The sequence below is a fragment of the Mucilaginibacter sp. UYNi724 genome (genome assembly GCF_054057495.1).
Genome location: NZ_JBSRZI010000013.1, coordinates 19,811 through 41,091, shown reverse-complemented (window position 1 = coordinate 41,091; position 21,281 = coordinate 19,811). Strand labels below are relative to the sequence as shown.

Sequence of the window (21,281 nt, the reverse complement as noted above, 5' to 3'; positions counted from 1 at the left end):
AACCTTACAACATTTCAACTTTGCAACATTCCAACCTTTCATCAACTTTAAAAATCAAAGTAGACTATGTCTTACAAAAAGGATAATAAAATCAAGAGTAATTTCACCACAATTACCATCAGTTTAGCCTCTCCGGAGTCTATCCTTGAGCGTTCAAGCGGTGAGGTTTTGAAACCTGAGACCATTAACTACCGTACCTACAAACCCGAGCGTGACGGTTTGTTCTGCGAGCGTATTTTCGGTCCGGTTAAAGATTACGAATGCCACTGTGGTAAATACAAACGTATCCGTTACAAGGGTATAGTGTGTGACCGTTGTGGTGTTGAAGTAACTGAGAAAAAGGTACGCCGCGAGCGTATGGGCCACATCAATTTGGTGGTGCCTGTTGCGCACATCTGGTATTTCCGTTCGTTACCAAACAAAATTGGCTACTTACTGGGCTTACCAACAAAACGGTTAGACCTGATCATCTATTACGAAAGATATGTAGTTATACAGCCTGGTGTTAAAGAATCTGACGGAATCTCTAAAATGGATTTTCTGACAGAAGAAGAATACCTGGATATATTGGATACTTTACCAAAAGAAAACCAATACCTGGATGATAAAGATCCACAAAAATTTGTGGCTAAAATGGGTGCCGAGGCATTAGAAGAATTGTTGCGCCGCATCAATTTAGATGAGCTTTCATACAACCTACGCCACCAGGCAGCTAACGAAACTTCACAACAACGTAAAAACGAAGCGCTAAAACGCTTGCAGGTTGTTGAGGCTTTCCGCGGTGCAGCTACCCGTATCGAGAATAACCCATCTTGGATGATTGTTAAGATCGTTCCGGTTATCCCGCCGGAATTGCGCCCGTTGGTACCATTGGAAGGTGGCCGTTTCGCTACTTCCGATCTGAACGATTTATACCGCCGTGTAATTATCCGTAACAACCGTTTAAAACGTTTGATCGAGATAAAAGCACCGGAAGTTATATTACGTAACGAAAAACGTATGTTACAGGAAGCTGTAGATTCGTTATTTGACAACTCACGTAAAGTTAACGCGGTAAAAACCGAAGGTAATCGTGCCCTAAAATCACTTTCAGATATCCTGAAAGGTAAACAAGGTCGTTTCCGTCAAAACTTACTTGGTAAACGTGTGGATTACTCGGCACGTTCGGTAATTGTTGTAGGCCCTAATTTAAAACTGCACGAGTGTGGTTTGCCAAAAGATATGGCTGCTGAGTTATTCAAACCATTTATCATTCGTAAGATGATAGAGCGTGGTGTGGTTAAAACAGTAAAGTCTGCAAAGAAAATAGTTGACCGTAAAGACCCATTAGTTTGGGACATTTTGGAAAACGTATTAAAAGGCCACCCTGTATTACTAAACCGTGCGCCAACGCTGCACAGGTTAGGTATCCAGGCTTTCCAACCAAAACTGGTAGAAGGTAAGGCAATACAATTGCACCCGTTAACCTGTACCGCCTTCAACGCGGATTTTGATGGTGACCAGATGGCTGTGCACGTACCACTTGGTAACGCAGCAATTTTGGAAGCCCAGGTATTAATGCTTGCATCACACAACATCTTGAACCCTGCAAATGGTACCCCCATTACAGTACCTTCGCAAGACATGGTGCTTGGTTTGTACTACATAACCAAAGGCCGTAAAACAGATGAAGGACGTGTGGTAAAAGGCCAGGATCTAACATTCTACTCGTCTGAAGAGGTGATCATCGCTTATAACGAAAGAAAGATCGACCTGCACGCCTTTATCAAGGTTAAAGGAAAAATTAAAGATCGCGATGGTGTAATCGTATCTAAAATAATTGAAACTACCGTAGGTCGTGTGTTATTTAACCAACACGTGCCCGAAGAAGTAGGTTACATTAACGAACTATTGACCAAAAAATCATTACGTGATATTATTGGCGAGGTGGTTAAAATAACCGGTATGGCACGCGCTGCCCAGTTCCTTGATGATATTAAGGAGTTAGGTTTCCTTATGGCATTCCAGGGTGGTTTATCATTTAATCTGAAGGATATTAATATCCCTGAAGAAAAAGTGACTTTAATTGCCCAGGCTTCTAAAGAAGTGGAAGATGTTATGGGTAACTATAACATGGGTTTCATTACCAACAACGAGCGTTACAACCAAATTATCGATATCTGGACACGTATCAACAACCGCTTAACCGCGAATGTGATGAACATCCTGAGCAACGATAACCAGGGCTTCAACTCGGTTTACATGATGCTTGACTCTGGTGCACGTGGTTCTAAAGAGCAGATCCGTCAGCTTGCGGGTATGCGTGGTTTGATGGCTAAGCCTCAAAAATCAGGTTCGGGTGGTGAGATCATCGAAAACCCGATCTTATCTAACTTTAAAGAAGGATTATCGGTATTAGAGTACTTTATCTCTACCCACGGTGCGCGTAAAGGTTTGGCGGATACAGCGTTAAAAACTGCGGATGCTGGTTACTTAACCCGTAGGTTGCATGATGTTGCGCAAGACATGATCGTAGGTGAGGTTGATTGTGGTACCCTGCGAGGTATTTACACAACTGCATTAAAAGATAACGAGGATGTTGTTGAGCCGTTATATGACCGTATCCTGGGCCGTACTACATTACATGATGTACATGACCCTATCACTAACGAATTATTGATCAAAGCTGGTGAAGATATCACCGAAGAGATCGGTAAAAGAGTAGAGAACTCACCTTTAGAGGGTGTTGAGATCCGTTCGGTATTAACATGCGAAAGCAAACGTGGAGTATGTGCATTATGTTATGGCCGTAACCTTGCAAGCGGTAAACGCGTGCAAATGGGCGAGGCTGTAGGTGTAATTGCTGCACAGTCGATCGGTGAGCCGGGTACACAGTTAACGTTACGTACATTCCACGTGGGTGGTACGGCGTCTAACATCGCTGCCGAGTCTCAGATCAATGCTAAATTTGATGGTGTTATCGAATTTGAGAACGTACGTACAGTAGAATACAAAACAGAAGAAGGTATAGTTGACGTAGTATTGGGTCGTTCAGGCGAGTTCCGTATCATCGAAACCGGTACAAATAAAGTTATTGTTACCAACAACATCCCATACGGTTCATACCTGTATATCAAGGATGGTGCTAACATTACTAAAGGCGAACGTATATGTTCATGGGATCCGTACAATGCGGTTATTATCTCTGAATTTGCCGGTATCACCACATTCGAGGCAGTATTGGAAGGTATCACATTCCGCGAGGAAAGTGATGAGCAGACCGGTCACCGCGAAAAGGTAATTATCGACACCAGGGATAAAACTAAAAACCCTGTTATACAGATAGCCGATACAAAAGGTAACATCATTAAAGGTTACAACATCCCGGTAGGTGCCCACATTTCTGTTGAAGAAGGTGAGAAACTACAAACAGGGCAGGTTATTGCTAAAATTCCTCGTTCAACCGGTAAAACGCGAGATATTACAGGTGGTTTACCACGTGTAACAGAGTTATTCGAAGCACGTAACCCATCTAACCCGGCTGTAGTAACCGAGATTGATGGTGTGGTAACTTTAGGTGGCGTTAAACGTGGTAACCGCGAAATGACTATCGAAAGTAAAGACGGACAGGTAAAAAAATACCTTGTGCCATTGTCTAAACACATCCTTGTACAGGATAACGACTTTGTTAAAGCAGGTATGCCATTGTCTGATGGTTCTATCTCTCCGGCAGATATCCTTGCAATTAAAGGCCCTGCTGCAGTACAAGAGTATCTTGTTAACGGTATCCAGGAAGTTTACCGCTTACAGGGTGTGAAAATTAACGATAAGCACTTTGAGGTGATTGTTCACCAGATGATGCAGAAAGTTGCCATTGAAGATGCCGGCGATACCCGTTTCCTTGAAAGGGAAGCAGTTGACAGCTGGGATTTCATGACCGAAAATGATGAGATGTTCGACAAGAAAGTTGTTGTTGAGCCGGGTGAGTCAGCATCTTTAAAAGCTGGCCAGATCATATCATTGAGGAAACTAAGGGACGAAAACTCTATCCTGAAACGTAAAGATTTAGCTTTAGTTGAAGTTAGGGATGCTATTGCAGCAACGTCGAGCCCGATGTTACAAGGTATCACAAGAGCATCATTAGGTACCAAATCGTTCATCTCAGCGGCATCGTTCCAGGAAACTACAAAAGTACTGAACGAAGCAGCCATAGCAGGTAAGAAAGATTTAATGCTTGGCCTGAAAGAAAACGTTATTGTTGGTCACTTAATTCCGTCAGGAACCGGTTTACGCGAATACGAAAACATCCGTGTAGGTTCTCAGGAAGAGTTTGATCGCCTGATGGCTTCAAAAACTGAGGAAGTAGAAGCTTAATCAGTATTTTTAAATACTTTTGCAAAGCCTTCTGTGAAAACGGGAGGCTTTGCTATTTTTATACAATTATGGAAGAACAAAACGAAAACCAGATCAACATCGAACTTACCGAAGAGGTGGCAGAAGGTGTTTACGCCAACCTGGCTATTATAACTCATTCCAGTTCGGAGTTTGTATTAGATTTTATCCGGGTGATGCCGGGTGTACCAAAGGCAAAAGTAAAATCGCGCATTGTGCTTACACCAGAACATGCTAAGCGTTTGTTAGCCGCATTAGAAGATAATTTAGAAAAATTTGAAGCCGCTAATGGCCGCATCAAGATCCAGAACGAACCAACCGGTTTCCCGATGAATTTTGGCGGGACTATGGGGCAAGCGTAAGTAATTAGTTAGTTCACTTGTTCATTGGTTTATTAGTGTAAAGTTCACTTAATATTCACTGTATATTGCCAATGAATTAATGAGCTAATGAACCAATGAACCAACCAAATGAAAAAAGACGATAAAATATACATAGCAGGGCATAGGGGTATGGTGGGGTCTGCTATTATGCGTAAGTTGCAGGCTGAGGGGTTTACAAACTTTGTTACCCGCACGTCTGCCGACCTTGACCTGCGCGACCAGCCTGCTGTTACGGCCTTTTTTGAGCAGGAAAAACCCGACTACGTTTTTTTGGCAGCAGCTAAGGTAGGTGGCATTGTAGCCAATAATACCTATCGCGCCGAATTTTTGTACGATAACCTGCAGATCCAAAATAACATTATCAACTCGGCGCATGTCAGCAGTGTTAAAAAGCTGATGTTTTTGGGGTCGAGTTGTATCTATCCAAAATTGGCGCCGCAACCTTTGCATGAAGATGCCTTATTAACCGGATTGCTCGAGCCTACAAACGAGCCTTATGCCATCGCTAAAATAGCGGGTATTAAAATGTGCGATGCTTACCGCGCGCAATATGGCAGTAACTTTATATCGGTTATGCCTACCAATTTGTATGGCCTTAACGACAACTATCATCCGCAAAATTCGCATGTGTTACCGGCGCTTATCCGCAGGTTTCACGAGGCTAAAGAGAACGGCACACCCGAGGTTGTGATTTGGGGAAGCGGCTCGCCACTACGCGAGTTTTTGTTTGCCGATGATCTTGCTGAAGCTTGCTACTACCTGATGCAGAATTTTGACGAAGCCGGTTTTATCAATATTGGCAGCGGTAAAGAGATCACGATAAAGGATCTTGCCCTGCTCATTAAAAAGATTATAGGTTACGAAGGCGAGTTAACTTTTGATAGCACCAAACCCGATGGCACGCCACGCAAACTGATGGATGTGTCAAAACTGGCCAAAAAGGGGTGGACGTATAAAACAGAACTGGAAGACGGCATCCGCCTGGCATACGCTGATTTTCTGAGCAAAAATAAATAGTAAGAGTTTAGCAAATTGCATTATTGCAAAAGCTTATCCATATTAGCGCTATATGAGTAAAACAATCGTTTTTGGTGCTTCGGGCCAGTTAGGGCAATGTTTTAAAAGGCTTGTCGCCGATAGGGGTTTAAATTTTTTCATCTTCCCCGAAGAGGGCCGGGCCAATATATTAGACGTTGAAAGTTTGGAGAAATTATTCACCGAACATCAGCCCGATTACGCGATTAACTGCGCCGCATACACGGCTGTAGACAAAGCCGAAGACGATGCCGAAACCGCCGCTAAAGTAAATGTAACCGGGGTAGAAAACCTGGCAAGGTTATGCAGCAAGTACGACGCCACGCTTATTCATACCTCTACCGATTTTGTATTTAAGGGCGATAAGTCGTCTCCACTAAAAGAAGACAGTGAAGCTAAACCCATAAACGTTTACGGCCAAACTAAACTGGATGGCGAGCGTGTGATCCCGCTTTTACTGGATAAATATTTCACCATTCGTACGGGGTGGTTGTACTCCGAATTTGCAAATAACTTTGTAAAAACCATGCTTAAGCTTGGTGCCGAACGCGACGAACTTAAAGTAATTGCCGACCAGGCAGGTACGCCAACCTACGCTATAGACCTTGCGGAAACCATCATTCATATTATCCAGTCGGATAGCACGGCATATGGGGTTTATCATTACAGCAACGAGGGCATCGCATCCTGGTACGACTTCGCCAAGGCTATATTCCAACTTTCGGCAACTGATGTGAAGGTTATACCGGTGCCAACCAGCGAATACAAAACACGCGCGGTAAGGCCTGCGTATTCGGTAATGGATAAAAGTAAGGTAAAACAAACATTTGGGCTACAAATTCCGTATTGGAGGGACAGCCTTGCAGTTTGCATTGGCAGGTTAAGACAACAAAACTTATAGATGTGCAGATTACAGATGTGCAGATGCGAAATGATGACGGGCACCTGGCACCAGTTCGTCGCAGCAATTACTAAATTAATAAATCACTAATTATCTTCATATGAAAGGTATCATATTAGCAGGCGGATCGGGCACAAGGCTTTACCCGATAACAAAGGCTATAAGTAAGCAGCTGATGCCTATTTATGATAAGCCGATGATCTATTACCCGCTATCGGTTTTGATGCTGGCCGGTATAAACGAGATATTAATCATTACTACAGCCGAAGATAACCCCGGCTTTGTGCGCCTTTTAGGTAACGGTGAAGAGATAGGCTGCCGCTTTGAATACGCAATACAAGAAACACCAAACGGACTTGCTCAGGCTTTTGTCATAGGCGAGAAATTTATTGGTGATGATAAAGTAGCGCTGGTTTTGGGCGATAATATCTTTTACGGCTCGGGCTTTAGTAAACTGATCCAAAGCTTTAATGATGTAAACGGCGCTGCCATATTTGCATACCCGGTTGCCGACCCCGAGCGTTATGGTGTGGTGGAGTTTGATAAGGATAATATTGCCGTATCTATCGAAGAGAAACCTGAAAAACCAAAATCAAAGTTTGCGGTACCGGGGCTTTACTTTTATGATAACAGCGTCGTAGAAATAGCTAAAAATATACAGCCATCCCCACGTGGCGAATACGAGATAACCGACTTGAACCGTGTTTACCTGGAACAGGGCAATTTGCATGTAGGTGTTATGGATAGGGGCACAGCCTGGCTGGATACCGGCACATTTGATTCGCTAAGCGATGCCACCGAGTTTGTGCGCGTGATAGAAAAACGCCAGGCAAAAAAGATTGGATGTATAGAAGAAGTTGCCTACCTGATGGGCTACATAAATGCCGAACAACTACAAGTATTGGCAAATAAGTACATCAAAAGCGGTTATGGGGTATATATCCAATCGGTGCTGGATAACAGGTAACCTAAGATCAAGTAAAAGTGATGAGTAGAAGTAAAGTAGCTCTTAAAACATACTGTAGCTCAGGAAGGATTTCAACATTTGTCCAAATGTTCACGCAATTTTGTTTTTATAACTCGCTTGTAATCAACTATATATAGACAATTTTTGCGAGCTTAAAACGCAAATCACTAACAATCAGCTACTTGCGGTAAATACACAGTGTGTTCATGCGTGAACGTGAACAAGCATGATAAACAATAAGTTAAATATTCTTGTTGGCAATCTCCAACAGTATATTGTCCACAAGCTTTTCGTCGCTTGCATCCATCCAGATCACTTCTTTATCTTTACGAAACCAGGTGAGTTGCCTTTTGGCAAAGCGGCGGGTGTTTTGTTTGATCTTGTCGATAGCGGTATCCATATCGGTTTTGCCGTCAAAAAAATCGAACAATTCTGAGTAACCCACGGTGTTTAGGGCGTTGTATTCGCGAAATGGTTTTAGTGCGGCAACTTCCTCTAATAAACCATCTTTCACCATTATATCTACCCGGCGGTTTATCCTATTATACAATTGCAAACGTTCCATATCCAAACCAAACTTGATAATGTCAAAAGGCCGCTTATAAGTGTTAGCAGTGCGATAGAACGAGATAGGCGTTCCTGTAGCGTCAAAAACCTCCAGTGCCCTTATAACGCGCTGTGGGTTATTGATGTCAACTTCGGTGTAATATGACGGGTCTATTGCCTTTAATCGATCCTGGAGGGCTGTGATACCGTTTTCGGCAAGCTCGGTATTCAGACGGTCGCGAATGTCGGGGTCAGCCGTAGGCAATTCATCAAATCCTTCGGTAATGGCGCGGATGTACAAGCCAGAGCCACCTGCCATAATAACCACATCGTGTTTCTCAAATAATCCCGTGAGGAGCTTCATTCCCTCGCGCTCAAAATCGCCTACGGAGAATGGCTCGGTTATACTATGCGAATTAATAAAATAATGCACAGCTGCACCCAATTCATCATTATTAGGTTTAGCTGTGCCGATAGACATTTCGCGAAAAAATTGCCTGGAATCTGCAGAAACAACAACCGTATTAAAATGTTGCGCCAGGCTAATAGCCGCCGCGGTTTTACCTGACGCCGTAGGGCCGGAAATTACAATAAGGGTTTTATTTGTGAGTTGATGGTTCATAGTTGATAGATCATGGTAATTGCCACGTTAATATTTTAGGGTTTACTATGAACCATGAACTATAGGTTGTCGACCATTAATAATCGTCGCGGCCGGGTTTATCTTCGTCCTCAAATTCAGCATCATCGCCAAAGCCAAATTCGTCTCCTTCTTCCTCTTCTTTCTTTTCTTCTTCGTCTCCGGCACCGGTATCGGTTACTTCAGAAAATTCGTCAGCGTCATCATGGTTATATGCCATTTCATTCAAGAAATCGAAATCCCCGTCTGGCGCCTCAACTGTTTCAACAGCAGGGTTAAATACATTGCCAAATTGCTTAGGCGCTTCGCCAACCGAACGTACAACAGCAGGGTAGGTAACACCCGGCGCGTCGTCAAGTATAATTTTCATCAGCTCCACATGAAAATCAAATGGCCTGTCGAAATTGAAGGTATAGTAGAATTTTTGGTGCGGATCGTCAATAAAGCTGCTCAATTTTATTTTTTCCATCAACGGCACCTTACGGTCGATACGTTTTTGGTTTGGCATGTAGGTGATCTCTTCACCCTTCATCCATTGGTCGTTGCTGATATAAAAAGAGGACGGAAATTCGGGGCTATAACCTGTAGACTGATGTATCGCCTTATGAAGATCTTCGAATGTTTGGTTAGATTTTACATCGATATCCCGGGAAACGTCGTCATAATCTTCAAAAGTAACCCTGAACCTGTATAGTGCCATTTTATAAGTAGTTTTTTGTCAAAAATAGTAATGATGATTAATTTGTGTTTGCAACAACTTTCAAGCCAATTTCTTGCCCTTTTGCAATTGTAAAGTTTATTGCTGCTTCGCGTTGGTTCGGGATCTCGCCTTCCAGTATCGCTTCGCGGATCTTATTTTTAATAATACCCACCTCGCGCCCTTCGCCAATACCAAAAAGCTGCATGATATCCAGCCCGGTTACCGGCGGCTGCCAGTTACGGATATTATCGCGTTCTTCAACATCTTTCAGCTTTTGCTGTACCAGTTCAAAGTTGTTGCGGTATTTTTTAACCTTATATTCGTTTTTAGTAGTAATATCTGCCTTGCATAGTAGCATCAGTGCTTCTATGTCATCGCCGGCCTCGAACAATAATCGGCGCACCGCAGAATCTGTAACGATAGATTGCGACAGTACGATTGGCCTCAAATGCAGCTGCACCAGCTTTTGCACCAGTTTCATTTTCTCGTTAAGCGGCAGCTTTAGCTGCGCGAAGATCTTGGGGACCATACGTGCGCCTTTGTCCTCATGCCCGTGAAACGTCCACCCGTGGCTTGGTTCGAAGCGTTTGGTTGGCGGCTTGGCAATATCATGCAATATAGCCGACCAGCGCAGCCAAAGGTCATCGGTAGTTTCGCAGATGTTATCGAGCACCTGCAGGGTATGGTAAAAGTTATCCTTATGCCCTTTGCCGTTGATGATCTCTACGCCGTAAAGCGCAACCATCTGTGGGAATATGATATTTAGCATCCCGGTATCAAACAGGTAGTTAAAACCTATTGATGGTTTGGGTGACAGGATGATCTTGTTCAATTCGTCGGTTATGCGTTCCTGCGATACGATCTTTATGCGGTGCAGGTTGCTTTTGATGGCAGCAATTGCTTCGTCGTCGATTGTAAAATCAAGTTGACTGGCAAACCGGATAGCCCGCATCATGCGGAGCGGATCGTCAGAAAAAGTTTCGACGGGGTTTAACGGGGTACGGATGAGTTTTGCCTCAAGGTCTGCAATGCCACCAAAAGGGTCTATTAATTCCCCAAATTGCGAACTATGCAGGGCGATCGCGAGTGCATTTATGGTGAAATCGCGACGTTTTTGGTCGTCCTCAAGCGTTCCATTTTCAACAATTGGCTTTCGCGAGTCTGAACGGTAGCTTTCTTTGCGGGCGCCTACAAATTCAACCTCAACATCCTGGTAGCGCAGCATGGCAGTACCAAAGTTTTTAAATACCGATACCTTAACGTTTAACTTTGCGGCTACTGCTTCTGCAAATTCTATCCCATTACCTAAAATTACAATATCGATGTCTTTAGAGGGGCGATTAAGGAAAATATCACGCACGTAACCGCCAATTGCGTAGGCCTGTACATTTTGTTCGGCAGCAAGTTTAGAAATAACAGAAAATACCGGATGTTGCAGGTGTTGTTTCATAAGGATGCTGCGAACAGGCTTGTATTGCGCCGCAAATTTAGCGATTATATAAAAATTAACGGCGAATAAATTCGAAACCGCCATTTGGGTTCAACCTCATGATGGTTGATGGCTTCTTTATCTCGGTGCTATACTGGTCAATGTCAACCACATAATCAACCCCATCAATAATATCCTGGTCTATTTTTCCAAAATATTCAGGCGATGGCTGGCCGCTTATATTGGCTGATGTGCTTACCAAAGGCTTGCGCAAACGCTGTATTAGTTGCTGGCTAAAAGGGTGGCTCGTTACCCTAACGCCTACACTACCATCCCCGGCAATCAGCGCGGGCGAAATATTTTTAGCGCCCGGCATCACCAAGGTAAGGGGGCTTTCGGCGTATTCCATCAGGTCGTAAGCAATATCGGGCACCTCGCCAATGTAGGTTTGCAGCTTATTGTCGATATCCAGGAGGATGATCATGCTTTTACTTTCCTCGCGTTGTTTAAGGGCGTAGATCTTTTTTACGGCATCGGTGTTGGTAGCATCACAGCCAATACCCCAGATGGTATCGGTAGGGTACAGAATGATGCCGCCATCCTGCACAATTTTTAGCGCCTTGTTTACTTCGTCTTTAAGCATGATTGAGGTACAAACTTAATGCTTTTATTATTTTTATTTCATCCAGCATTTCCATGCACTTGGGTACCCCATATAATTTGCAGGTATTGCGCACGCACGGCTCACATATCAACCCACCATAACGGATGATTTGCAAATTCTGTTTATTGTAGGGGGCGGTGTTGGTTTCATCGCCAGCACCAAACAAAACTACGGTAGGTGTACCCACAGCATTTGCAAGATGCGCCGGGCCGGAGTCGGTAGTCAAAACGGCTTTGCTTGCGGCCATGGTTTCGGCAAGGCCTTTTAAATTGGTTTTACCCGCCAGGTTTTGTAACCTGTCGCTGTTATCCAGGCCTGCCAGTAACTCATCAATAAATGCAGTTTCATTTGGGGAGCCAACAAATAAGAAGGTAATATTTTTAAATGTATTGGTAAGTGTATTGATAATACTGCGCCCTTTATCCACGGGCATCCTGCGTGATGAAGCTTCGGAATTGAAGTTGATGATAACAGTTTCTTTAGCATCGCCAATTTGCACGGCATCCAACTTAATAGTTTTGTGGGTGATGATCTTACCTGTGAATTGTTCCAGTAGGTAAACGTACTCATCCACTCGATGCAGGTTGACAGGTTTCTTAAACGACCGTGTTAGCAGGAACATGCCGCCCTCCTTATTAAAACCTACGCGTTGTCTGGCCTCGGTTGTCCATGCCATCACAAATGATGAAAGGGAGTGAGGAAGGTTAAAAAATACATCGTAATGTTCCGCACGTAAGGTTTTACCAAAGCGATAAACACCGCCAAGGCCTTTGTATTCTTGTTTCGAAAAAAGGTAGATCTTATTTAAACCGGGGATAAGCGAGGCAATACCTCCCAATTCTTTTTTGATGATTACATCTATCGATGCATCGGGGTAAAGCTGCTTTACTGCATTAATAAACGCGGTACTCATTACCACATCGCCAAGCCAGTTAGGCAGGCGGATGAGAATTTTTGGATTTGAGACTTGAGATATGAGATTTGAGACAGGCTGCATAATCTAAGCTTTGTAAGAACATGCTAAAGCGAATCTCAAATCTAATATCTCACATCTCATATATATATATATTATACTGCTACGTTATTCTCCCTTAAAGCATCATTTAAAGACGTTTTTTTATCGGTTGAATCTTTTCGTTTACCAATAATTAATGCACAAGGCACCTGATAATCGCCGGCAGGGAATTTTTTAGTGTATGAACCCGGAATAACTACCGAGCGGGCAGGTACACGGCCTTTATATTCAATTGGCTCGGGGCCGGTTACATCAATAATTTTGGTAGATGCGGTTAGCACAACGTTAGCGCCTAAAACGGCTTCGCTTTCAACATGTACGCCTTCAACTACAATTGCACGGGAGCCCAGGAAGCAGTTATCTTCGATAATTACAGGGGCAGCCTGCACAGGCTCTAATACACCACCAATACCAACGCCGCCGCTTAAATGTACATGCTTGCCAATTTGCGCGCATGAACCTACGGTAGCCCAGGTATCAACCATGGTACCTTCATCAACATACGCGCCGATGTTTACGTACGATGGCATCAGGATAACGCCTTTTGCTAAATAAGCGCCGTAGCGGGCTATAGCATGCGGTACCACGCGTACGCCAAGTTCTTTATAGTTAGTTTTTAGTTTCATTTTATCATGAAACACAAACGGGCCGGTTTTAATTTCTTCCATAGTGCGTGTAGGAAAGTATAATATAACCGCTTTTTTTATCCAGTCGTTAGTATGCCAGCGGGTGCCAATCAGTTCGGCAACGCGTATTTCACCTTTATCAAGGCGCTCAATAACGGTATTTATGGCATTAATGTAGTCGTTTTCACTCAATAGGCTGCGGTTATCCCAGGCATCCTCAATCATTTTTTTAAGGTCGATCATTACAGAATATAAATTTTGTCAAATTAAAGGAATTTTAAGGAGATTTGTTTGATAGTAGTGTTAAGAATATAGAGAGCGCCATGGCTGAGAAAGAAAAACTAAGAATTGATAAATATTTATGGTCTATACGTGCGTTTAAAACGCGTACCATGGCGTCTGACGCCTGCAAGGCGGGGCGTGTGAAACTGGAGGGTAATAATATAAAACCGTCGCACGAGGTTAAGATAGGGGAAGTGTACACCGTTTCTAAAGGCCCCGATAAGCGCACATTAAAAGTAACCGGGTTGCTGGAAAGCCGTACCGATGCCAAAAAAGCCGTTTTGTTTTATGAAGACATCACCCCTGAGGAAGAAACGCATGCGTTTAAATCTGCATTCCACGCACCTATTTTAAGCCGCGACAGAGGCACAGGCCGCCCAACAAAACGGGACCGTCGTGAGATCGATGATTTAAAAGACGATTTTTTTAATTAATTGAAACAATTAAATTGTTAAAGTGTTTATCGGTCTCATCAACTATGGCATCCTTATAAATTTTACATTTTGTACCTAACATTGATTGTAATAAAAGCAATAAATATCGGTAATACATATGTATTATATGGGAATATGGTAACGCTGTATAAGGGTAACCAATTAATTATGGTTGATAATTATATAAAAAAGTCTACTTTTGCCCCAAATACCATGAAGAACATATGAAAAAAAATATCTACCTTAACGTTTGTTTGTTTTTAAGTATTACAGCATTATTATCTTCTTGTGTTTCTCAAAAAGAAATAGTTTATTTTCAAAAAGGAATTAATCAGTCAGATACTATAAGCGTATCGCAGGTTTACGTTCCTAAAATACAACCCGGCGACATACTGTCCATACCCGTTAGTTCGTTAAACCCGGCAGCCAGCAGTTTTTTTAACCCATATAGTAATGCAGCGCCGGTTACGCCGGATCCGGGTACGTTAAACATCACACCATCATTATCGGCTGCAAATGGTTATCTTGTAGACGCGTCCGGCTTAATTGAGTTCCCTATCATAGGCTCTATTAAAGTAGGCGGCCTTACAACTTCTCAAGCCCGCGATACCATAAAAAACAGGCTTAAAGTTACCTATCTTAAAGAGCCTACAGTTACTGTAAGGTTTTTAAATTACAAGATCTCCATTATGGGTGAAGTTGCCCGTCCGTCGGTATATGTTATACCCAATGAAAAAGTAACCCTGCCCGAAGCTTTATCAATGGCCGGCGACCTTACAATTTATGCTAAACGAGAAAATGTTTTAATAATAAGGGATAACAGCGACGGAAAAAAAGAATTTGGAAGGGTTAACCTTAACAACAGGGAAGTATTTAATTCGCCTTACTACTATCTTCACTCAGGGGATGTCATCTACGTTGAACAGGGTAAAGCAAAAGCCGCGCAAAGTGACCAAGCCTACAGAATTTTACCAATTATTTTGAGCGCGTTAACAGTAATCGGTTTTTTAATCTATCGCTTTAAATAGCATCTATCCTATAAAGAACATTCATTTTTATGGCAAACAATATTGATTTAAATAATCTGGACAATGACGAAGAAAAAGACTTTAGCCTTCGTGAAGCACTACATAAGTATATAAGTAACTGGGGTTGGTTTTTGTTCTCGATAGTGCTTGCCTCTATTTTAGCATTTACATTTATCAAGCTTACCACTCCGCTGTTTCAAATCGAGACAGACCTTTTAATAAAAGACAATAAAGGCAGTTTGGGTGGCCAGGCCGATCTTTTAAAAGATCTTGATTTGTTTTCATCTGATAAGATCATTGATAATGAGATGCAGATCTTAAAATCATACACTATTTTAGATAGGGTAGTGAGTGCTTTAGAGTTGCAGACATCTTATTACATGACCGGCGGTGTCAGAAATAGGGCTATTTATGGTAATTTGCCCTATAAAGTGCAATTATTAAAAACCGCTAATGCTTTAGATTACTCGCTTATTTATTCCATGCGTTTATTAAACGTAAACCAAGTAGAAATTAACGGCAAAAAGTACCCTGTAAATAAACCGTTTAATTTTGAAGCCGGCTCCGCTATAGTAGTGGTTAAATCATTTAACCCGGCTGAAATAAACAATACGATGGATGTGGTATTTAATGATGCTACAAATGTTGTAGAAACCCTTAATAACAAAATCACCATAACACCTGTAAGTAAGCAGGGAACAGTATTAATAATAACACTTGAGGATGCCATACCTAAAAGGGGTAAGGATATATTAGACAGGCTTATTTACGAATATAATAAGGCGGCTGTTGATGATAAAAACAAAGTTACCTCAACTACATTAGCATTCATTGAAGGCCGATTACAAAAACTGCAGGAGGAGCTTGGTACGGCGGAAATGAAAGTGGAGAACTATAAATCAGGTAATAAGATCACTGACATTAGCGCGCAATCACAAATATTTTTACAAAGTGTACAAAGCAATGATGCCGAACTGAGTAAGGTAAATATTCAATTGGGTGTTTTAAGGAATATTGAAAGGTACCTTGCCAGTACAAGTACAGGGCAGGCTCAAATACCATCGATGCTGGGTATTGATGACCCAACCTTGTTAAGCCTTGTAAACCAAATAGGCGAAGCGCAATTGAAAAAAAATAGCCTGTTGCAGACTGTGCCGGCTACAAACCCTATTGTTACCTCTATCAGCGATCAAATAAATTCTTTAAAAGACGCCATAACTTTATCGGTAAAAAACCTGCGTGATGGTTTAGAAACTATAAAGCAGCAATTAGAAAGAAAAAACACAACCTTTCAATCGGTAATTAGCCAGGTTCCATCTAAAGAACGGGGCTTGCTTGATGTAATGCGCCAGCAGGAGATCAAAAACAATTTATTTACTTACTTGCTGCAAAAAAGGGAAGAATCGGAAATATCATTGGCCTCTACGGCGGCAGACAGCCGTACGATTGATTCTGCCAGAAGTACAAAATCACCTGTTAAACCTGTTAAGCCGCTTATTTTTGGTATATTTTTGGTGTTTGGGCTTATTCTCCCGGCAGCTGTTATTTACTTGAAAGACATGCTTAACTTTAAAGTATTAAAACGCCAGGATATTGAAAGAGTTACTAAAGCGCCAATTTTAGCCGAGGTATCTCACTCAACAGATTCATCTGCATTGCTTGTTGCTACCAAACCACGATCTATGGTTGCTGAGCAATTAAGAGCGTTACGTACGAACTTAAATTTTGTTATCCCCGGCAATGCACAGAAAACTTTATTGTTTACCTCGAGTATAAGTGGTGAAGGTAAATCGTTTATATCACTTAACCTGGGGGCAAGTTTAGCCATGTCTGGCAAAAAGGTGGTTATTTTAGAACTCGATTTGCGTAAACCAAAACTTAGCGCCGGGTTAGAGATTGATAACTTCAAAGGTTTATCTAATTATTTAATAGGTGAAGTTGATTACAAAGATATTGTGACGAAAGTTCCGCAACAGGAGAATTATTATATTATATCAAGCGGGCCTATACCCCCAAATCCTGCCGAATTGTTACTTAACGGTAAGATTAAAGAATTGATAGAAAAGCTAAGATTGGATTTTGATTACATACTATTAGATGCCCCCCCTATCGGCTTGGTTACTGACGCACAAATTTTAAGCGAATTCTCTGATGCAACAATGTTCATTGTTCGGCATAATTACACGGCAAAGAGTCATATTTATTCTATAGATAATTTCTACAGAACCAAAAAGTTTGCAAACCTTAATATTGTAATGAACTCTATTGATACAAAAGGAGGTTATGGTTATGGTTATGGTTATGGCTATGGCTATGGTTATGGCAATGGTGGTTATTATCAAGAGGGCGATGATTCAGAATCTAAAAAAGGATTGTTTAGTTTTTTAAAGAAGAAGAAATAAAAAATACGGTCTTTTTTAATAATCATACTTTATCCAAGTAATTAATGTTTGTGCCAACTGTAGATATTGATAGTACCAAACCACTAAAAATTGCCGTGATAGGGTTGGGTTATGTTGGCTTACCCCTGGCTATCGAGTTTGGAAAAACATATCAGGTTACCGGTTACGATATAAATGAGGCAAGGATCGGCGCATTAATTGGAGGGTATGATAGTACGTTAGAAGCCGAAGCTAATATTTTAAATATTATTAATGATAAAGGCTTTAATGAAGGTTTTAGATTAGCCTTTACCAATAACGTTAGTGACATACAGGATTGTAATGTGTTTATCATAACTGTCCCCACGCCATTAGATCAGTTTAAATCTCCGGATCTTACACAGCTAAAAGAGGCGTCAAAAATAGTTGGAAAGGCATTAAAAGCGAATGATCTTGTAATTTATGAATCTACGGTTTATCCGGGATGTACAGAAGATGATTGCGTACCTGTCCTGGTAGAAAATAGTGGTCTTATATATAATCGTGATTTTTTTTGCGGCTATTCGCCCGAGCGTATTAACCCTGGTGATAAGATAAATACTCTAACCAACATTAAAAAAGTGACATCGGGTTCAACGCCAGAGGCAGCAGACCTTGTTGATAAGCTATATAACTCGATAATAACTGCCGGTACACATAAGGCCCCAAGTATAAAAGTTGCTGAAGCATCAAAGGCGATAGAAAATGCACAAAGAGATATCAATATATCGTTTATAAACGAGTTGGCACTGATATTTGACAGAATGGGAATTGATACCACTGATGTGTTGGAGGCAGCTGGTACTAAATGGAATTTTTTGAAATATAAGCCAGGTTTGGTTGGTGGGCATTGTATTGGGGTTGATCCCTATTATTTAGCTCACAAGGCAGAATCGTTAGGGTATCATCCACAGGTAATATTATCCGGGCGGCGTATAAATGATAATATGGGCGTATTTATAGCCAACAAGGTTATAAAGCTTTTGATCAAAAAAAATCATAATGTAAAGAATGCCAAAACATTAATATTGGGAATAACATTTAAAGAAAATTGCCCGGATATTAGAAATACCAGAGTTATTGATATATATAACGAGCTGATTCAATTAGGAATGTCTGTTGATGTTTTTGACCCATGGGCAAATGCGCAAGAGGTTAAAGAGCAGTATGATATTAAATTAATTGATAACATTAGCAAAACTTATGATGCCGTTATTTTGGCAGTTGCGCATACCCAGTTTACTAAAATTGATTTTAGTTCGATTAAAAACGCTAATGCTGTCATATTCGATATAAAATCAGTACTGCCCAGAGATATAATTGACGGGAGATTATAACACAGAGTTAAGATAAAAATATAATAACAGCTAAACACAATAAGGTGAAAATTACAAACATATGCTGTATTGGTGCAGGTTACGTTGGTGGCCCTACAATGGCCGTAATGGCTCATAAGTGCCCGCACATAAAAGTAACCGTAGTAGATCTTAATCAAGACAGGATTAATGCCTGGAACGATTCCGATACTAAAAACATCCCTATTTATGAACCTGGTTTAAGCGATATTGTTGCTGAGGCCCGGGGGCGTAATTTGTTTTTTTCAACCGAAGTTGATAAAGCAATTGATGAAGCACAGATGATATTTATATCTGTAAACACCCCAACTAAAACATATGGTTCTGGTAAAGGGATGGCTGCAGATTTGAAATATATAGAGCTTTGTGCAAGGCAAATTGCAAGCGTATCAAAAAATGATAAAATAGTTGTTGAAAAATCAACGCTGCCTGTGCGTACAGCAGAAGCCATAAAAAGTATACTTGATAATACAGGTAATGGGGTTCAGTTTCAGATATTATCAAACCCTGAATTTTTAGCAGAAGGTACCGCAGTTACCGATTTACTTGATCCGGATCGTGTATTAATTGGTGGCGATACCAATGAGGCAGGCCAGGAAGCTGTAAAGGCTTTAGTTGAAATATATGCGAACTGGGTTAATCCTGAAAACATACTTACTACTAATGTTTGGTCTTCAGAATTGTCAAAACTTACAGCTAATGCGTTTCTTGCTCAACGTATATCATCAATTAACGCTTTGTCTGAACTTTGTGAAAAAACAGGTGCCGATATTAGCGAAGTTGCCAAGGCAATTGGGAAAGATAGCCGTATAGGGCCTAAATTTTTAAATGCGTCAGTAGGATTTGGCGGGTCATGTTTTCAAAAGGATATTCTTAATTTGGTTTACATAGCAGGGTCGTACGGTTTAACAGAGGTTGCGCATTACTGGGAACAGGTTATAACTATGAACGACCACCAAAAAAGAAGATTTAGCAATAAAATTGTTAAAATGCTTTATAATACCGTTTCGGGTAAACGTATAGCATTTTTGGGTTGGGCATTTAAAAAGGATACGAATGATACTCGCGAGTCGGCCGCTATATATGTAGCCGATCACTTGATCCAGGAGCAGGCAAATATTATAGTTTACGACCCGAAGGTAGAAGAAAATCAAATCTATGGCGATTTAAACTATCTGCAAACACGCAACGCCGAGGAAAATAAAAAGGCCGTTCAGATTAGTACAGACCCTTACGACGCTTGTAAGGGTGCACACGCAGTAGCTATTTTAACAGAATGGGACGAATTTAAAAGCTATGATTGGCAAAAAATATATGACAGCATGCTTAAACCTGCATTTATTTTTGATGGCAGGAATCTTTTATCTGCAGAAACTATGATGGAAATAGGCTTTAATTACACAACAATAGGAAAATAAGGCTATGAAAATATTAGTTACAGGCGCGGCTGGCTTTATAGGGTTTCATTTGGCTAACCAGTTAATAAAGAATGGTGATGAAGTGATAGGGTTTGATAATATAAATGATTATTACGACGTAAACCTAAAATATGGCCGTTTAAATGAAAGCGGTATAGACATTAAATTAATTGAAGAAGGTAAGCTTATACAGAGTTCAAAGTTTAAGACTTACCGCTTTATTAAAGCCGACCTTGAAGACAGCGAATTATTAACTAAACTTTTTAAGGAGCAAAATTTTGATGCAGTTGTTAATTTGGCAGCTCAGGCGGGTGTACGCTATTCTATAGAAAACCCTAAAGCTTATATTAAATCAAATATTGAAGGTTTCATAAATATTTTAGAAGCTTGCAGGTATTACCCTGTTAAGCATTTGGTATATGCATCTTCAAGTTCTGTTTATGGTGCAAATACAAAAATGCCATTCCATGTTCAAGATCCGGTAAACCACCCGGTTTCGGTATATGCGGCTACCAAACGGTCAAATGAATTGCTGGCGCATACTTATAGCCATTTGTTTAATATCAATACTACCGGCCTGCGTTTCTTTACCGTTTACGGCCCATGGGGGAGGCCGGATATGGCACCAATGTTATTTGCCGATGCTGTGCTTAATGGCAGAGCTATTAAGGTTTTTAATAACGGAAATATGCAGCGCGATTTTACTTACGTTACAGATATTGTTGACGGGGTTATTGCAGTGCTGGATAAACCTGCTGCACCTAACCCGGAGTGGAATGGCGACAACCCAGACAGTTCATCCTCTTACGCCCCATTTCGCATATACAACATAGGCAACTCTAAACCGGTAAAGCTTATGGATTTTATAAGTGCTATGGAAAAAGCTTTAGGCGTAACGGCCAATAAAGATTTTATGGACATGCAGCCGGGCGATGTGCTTGCAACCTGGGCAGATGTAGAGAACTTGAAAGAGGACGTTGGTTATAGCCCATCTACCTTAGTTGATGAAGGCGTAAACGAATTTATACTATGGTACAAAGAATATTATAAATAACCACATGCTGACC

General features: G+C 41.3%; 17 protein-coding genes. 11 read left to right on the top strand and 6 right to left on the bottom strand.

The annotated features are described in order from the left end of the window. Positions 1-66: 66 nt before the first annotated feature. The 5 genes from rpoC to rfbA all read left to right on the top strand — a co-directional run bounded on the left by rpoC (position 67) and on the right by rfbA (position 7,657). On the top strand, positions 67-4,353 hold the full coding sequence (rpoC, locus tag ACVW0P_RS17310; protein WP_354428952.1) for a DNA-directed RNA polymerase subunit beta': 4,287 nt from the start codon (positions 67-69) through the stop codon (positions 4,351-4,353). A 68-nt stretch (positions 4,354-4,421) separates the two neighbouring features. Beyond that, entirely contained in the window at positions 4,422-4,733 is a 312-nt protein-coding gene (locus ACVW0P_RS17305) for a DUF3467 domain-containing protein (protein WP_354428955.1), read from the top strand. 108 nt (positions 4,734-4,841) lie between these two features. Beyond that, positions 4,842-5,771: a GDP-L-fucose synthase gene (gene fcl / locus ACVW0P_RS17300; protein WP_457133183.1), complete on the top strand. Its 930-nt coding sequence runs from the start codon at positions 4,842-4,844 to the stop codon at positions 5,769-5,771. A 52-nt stretch (positions 5,772-5,823) separates the two neighbouring features. Then, entirely contained in the window at positions 5,824-6,690 is an 867-nt protein-coding gene (rfbD, locus tag ACVW0P_RS17295; RefSeq protein WP_457133182.1) for a dTDP-4-dehydrorhamnose reductase, read from the top strand. Between the two features lie 100 nt (positions 6,691-6,790). Next, positions 6,791-7,657, top strand: coding sequence for a glucose-1-phosphate thymidylyltransferase RfbA (gene rfbA, locus ACVW0P_RS17290; protein ID WP_457133181.1), 867 nt, complete (start codon positions 6,791-6,793; stop codon positions 7,655-7,657). A gap of 241 nt (positions 7,658-7,898) precedes the next feature. Here rfbA and miaA read toward each other — a convergent pair whose 3' ends face one another. The 6 genes from miaA to ACVW0P_RS17260 form a co-directional block, all read right to left on the bottom strand. Beyond that, the gene (gene miaA, locus ACVW0P_RS17285) at positions 7,899-8,825 is read right to left on the bottom strand and encodes a tRNA (adenosine(37)-N6)-dimethylallyltransferase MiaA (RefSeq protein ID WP_457133180.1); all 927 of its coding nucleotides are present in this window, start codon (positions 8,823-8,825) and stop codon (positions 7,899-7,901) included. Between the two features lie 76 nt (positions 8,826-8,901). Next, the gene (locus ACVW0P_RS17280) at positions 8,902-9,543 is read right to left on the bottom strand and encodes an IS1096 element passenger TnpR family protein (protein ID WP_457133179.1); all 642 of its coding nucleotides are present in this window, start codon (positions 9,541-9,543) and stop codon (positions 8,902-8,904) included. 37 nt (positions 9,544-9,580) lie between these two features. Further along, positions 9,581-10,993, bottom strand: coding sequence for a CCA tRNA nucleotidyltransferase (locus tag ACVW0P_RS17275; RefSeq protein ID WP_457133178.1), 1,413 nt, complete (start codon positions 10,991-10,993; stop codon positions 9,581-9,583). Between the two features lie 55 nt (positions 10,994-11,048). Further along, entirely contained in the window at positions 11,049-11,615 is a 567-nt protein-coding gene (locus tag ACVW0P_RS17270; protein WP_457133177.1) for an L-threonylcarbamoyladenylate synthase, read from the bottom strand. After that, on the bottom strand, positions 11,608-12,633 hold the full coding sequence (locus ACVW0P_RS17265) for a glycosyltransferase family 9 protein (protein WP_457133176.1): 1,026 nt from the start codon (positions 12,631-12,633) through the stop codon (positions 11,608-11,610). The genes ACVW0P_RS17270 and ACVW0P_RS17265 overlap by 8 nt, the downstream gene beginning before the upstream one ends. Positions 12,634-12,704: 71 nt before the next feature. Beyond that, positions 12,705-13,520: a 2,3,4,5-tetrahydropyridine-2,6-dicarboxylate N-succinyltransferase gene (locus ACVW0P_RS17260; protein ID WP_457133175.1), complete on the bottom strand. Its 816-nt coding sequence runs from the start codon at positions 13,518-13,520 to the stop codon at positions 12,705-12,707. A gap of 80 nt (positions 13,521-13,600) precedes the next feature. Between ACVW0P_RS17260 and ACVW0P_RS17255 the strand changes: the two genes are divergently transcribed. The 6 genes from ACVW0P_RS17255 (at position 13,601) to ACVW0P_RS17230 (ending at position 21,268) form a co-directional block, all read left to right on the top strand. Further along, a complete protein-coding gene (locus ACVW0P_RS17255; protein ID WP_457133174.1) occupies positions 13,601-13,993 on the top strand; it encodes an RNA-binding S4 domain-containing protein in 393 nt (130 codons plus the stop codon). A 224-nt stretch (positions 13,994-14,217) separates the two neighbouring features. Continuing rightward, on the top strand, positions 14,218-15,021 hold the full coding sequence (locus tag ACVW0P_RS17250) for a polysaccharide biosynthesis/export family protein (RefSeq protein WP_354428974.1): 804 nt from the start codon (positions 14,218-14,220) through the stop codon (positions 15,019-15,021). A gap of 29 nt (positions 15,022-15,050) precedes the next feature. Continuing rightward, on the top strand, positions 15,051-17,423 hold the full coding sequence (locus ACVW0P_RS17245; protein WP_457133173.1) for a GumC family protein: 2,373 nt from the start codon (positions 15,051-15,053) through the stop codon (positions 17,421-17,423). A 50-nt stretch (positions 17,424-17,473) separates the two neighbouring features. Further along, positions 17,474-18,778 carry a nucleotide sugar dehydrogenase gene (locus ACVW0P_RS17240; protein WP_457133172.1) on the top strand — a complete coding sequence of 435 codons (1,305 nt, stop codon included), beginning with the start codon at positions 17,474-17,476 and terminating at the stop codon, positions 18,776-18,778. A 44-nt stretch (positions 18,779-18,822) separates the two neighbouring features. Beyond that, a complete protein-coding gene (locus ACVW0P_RS17235) occupies positions 18,823-20,214 on the top strand; it encodes a UDP-glucose 6-dehydrogenase (protein ID WP_457133171.1) in 1,392 nt (463 codons plus the stop codon). 4 nt (positions 20,215-20,218) lie between these two features. Continuing rightward, a complete protein-coding gene (locus ACVW0P_RS17230; RefSeq protein ID WP_457133170.1) occupies positions 20,219-21,268 on the top strand; it encodes an NAD-dependent epimerase in 1,050 nt (349 codons plus the stop codon). The last annotated feature ends 13 nt before the right edge of the window (positions 21,269-21,281 follow it).

What these genes read in the sequence shown, in the direction of transcription:
- rpoC (WP_354428952.1), top strand. Translation starts at nt 67, where the DNA reads ATGTCTTACAAAAAGGATAATAAAATCAAGAGTAATTTCACCACAATT.
- ACVW0P_RS17305 (WP_354428955.1), top strand. Translation starts at nt 4,422, where the DNA reads ATGGAAGAACAAAACGAAAACCAGATCAACATCGAACTTACCGAAGAG.
- fcl (WP_457133183.1), top strand. Translation starts at nt 4,842, where the DNA reads ATGAAAAAAGACGATAAAATATACATAGCAGGGCATAGGGGTATGGTG.
- rfbD (WP_457133182.1), top strand. Translation starts at nt 5,824, where the DNA reads ATGAGTAAAACAATCGTTTTTGGTGCTTCGGGCCAGTTAGGGCAATGT.
- rfbA (WP_457133181.1), top strand. Translation starts at nt 6,791, where the DNA reads ATGAAAGGTATCATATTAGCAGGCGGATCGGGCACAAGGCTTTACCCG.
- miaA (WP_457133180.1), bottom strand. Translation starts at nt 8,825, where the DNA reads ATGAACCATCAACTCACAAATAAAACCCTTATTGTAATTTCCGGCCCT.
- ACVW0P_RS17280 (WP_457133179.1), bottom strand. Translation starts at nt 9,543, where the DNA reads ATGGCACTATACAGGTTCAGGGTTACTTTTGAAGATTATGACGACGTT.
- ACVW0P_RS17275 (WP_457133178.1), bottom strand. Translation starts at nt 10,993, where the DNA reads ATGAAACAACACCTGCAACATCCGGTATTTTCTGTTATTTCTAAACTT.
- ACVW0P_RS17270 (WP_457133177.1), bottom strand. Translation starts at nt 11,615, where the DNA reads ATGCTTAAAGACGAAGTAAACAAGGCGCTAAAAATTGTGCAGGATGGC.
- ACVW0P_RS17265 (WP_457133176.1), bottom strand. Translation starts at nt 12,633, where the DNA reads ATGCAGCCTGTCTCAAATCTCATATCTCAAGTCTCAAATCCAAAAATT.
- ACVW0P_RS17260 (WP_457133175.1), bottom strand. Translation starts at nt 13,520, where the DNA reads ATGATCGACCTTAAAAAAATGATTGAGGATGCCTGGGATAACCGCAGC.
- ACVW0P_RS17255 (WP_457133174.1), top strand. Translation starts at nt 13,601, where the DNA reads ATGGCTGAGAAAGAAAAACTAAGAATTGATAAATATTTATGGTCTATA.
- ACVW0P_RS17250 (WP_354428974.1), top strand. Translation starts at nt 14,218, where the DNA reads ATGAAAAAAAATATCTACCTTAACGTTTGTTTGTTTTTAAGTATTACA.
- ACVW0P_RS17245 (WP_457133173.1), top strand. Translation starts at nt 15,051, where the DNA reads ATGGCAAACAATATTGATTTAAATAATCTGGACAATGACGAAGAAAAA.
- ACVW0P_RS17230 (WP_457133170.1), top strand. Translation starts at nt 20,219, where the DNA reads ATGAAAATATTAGTTACAGGCGCGGCTGGCTTTATAGGGTTTCATTTG.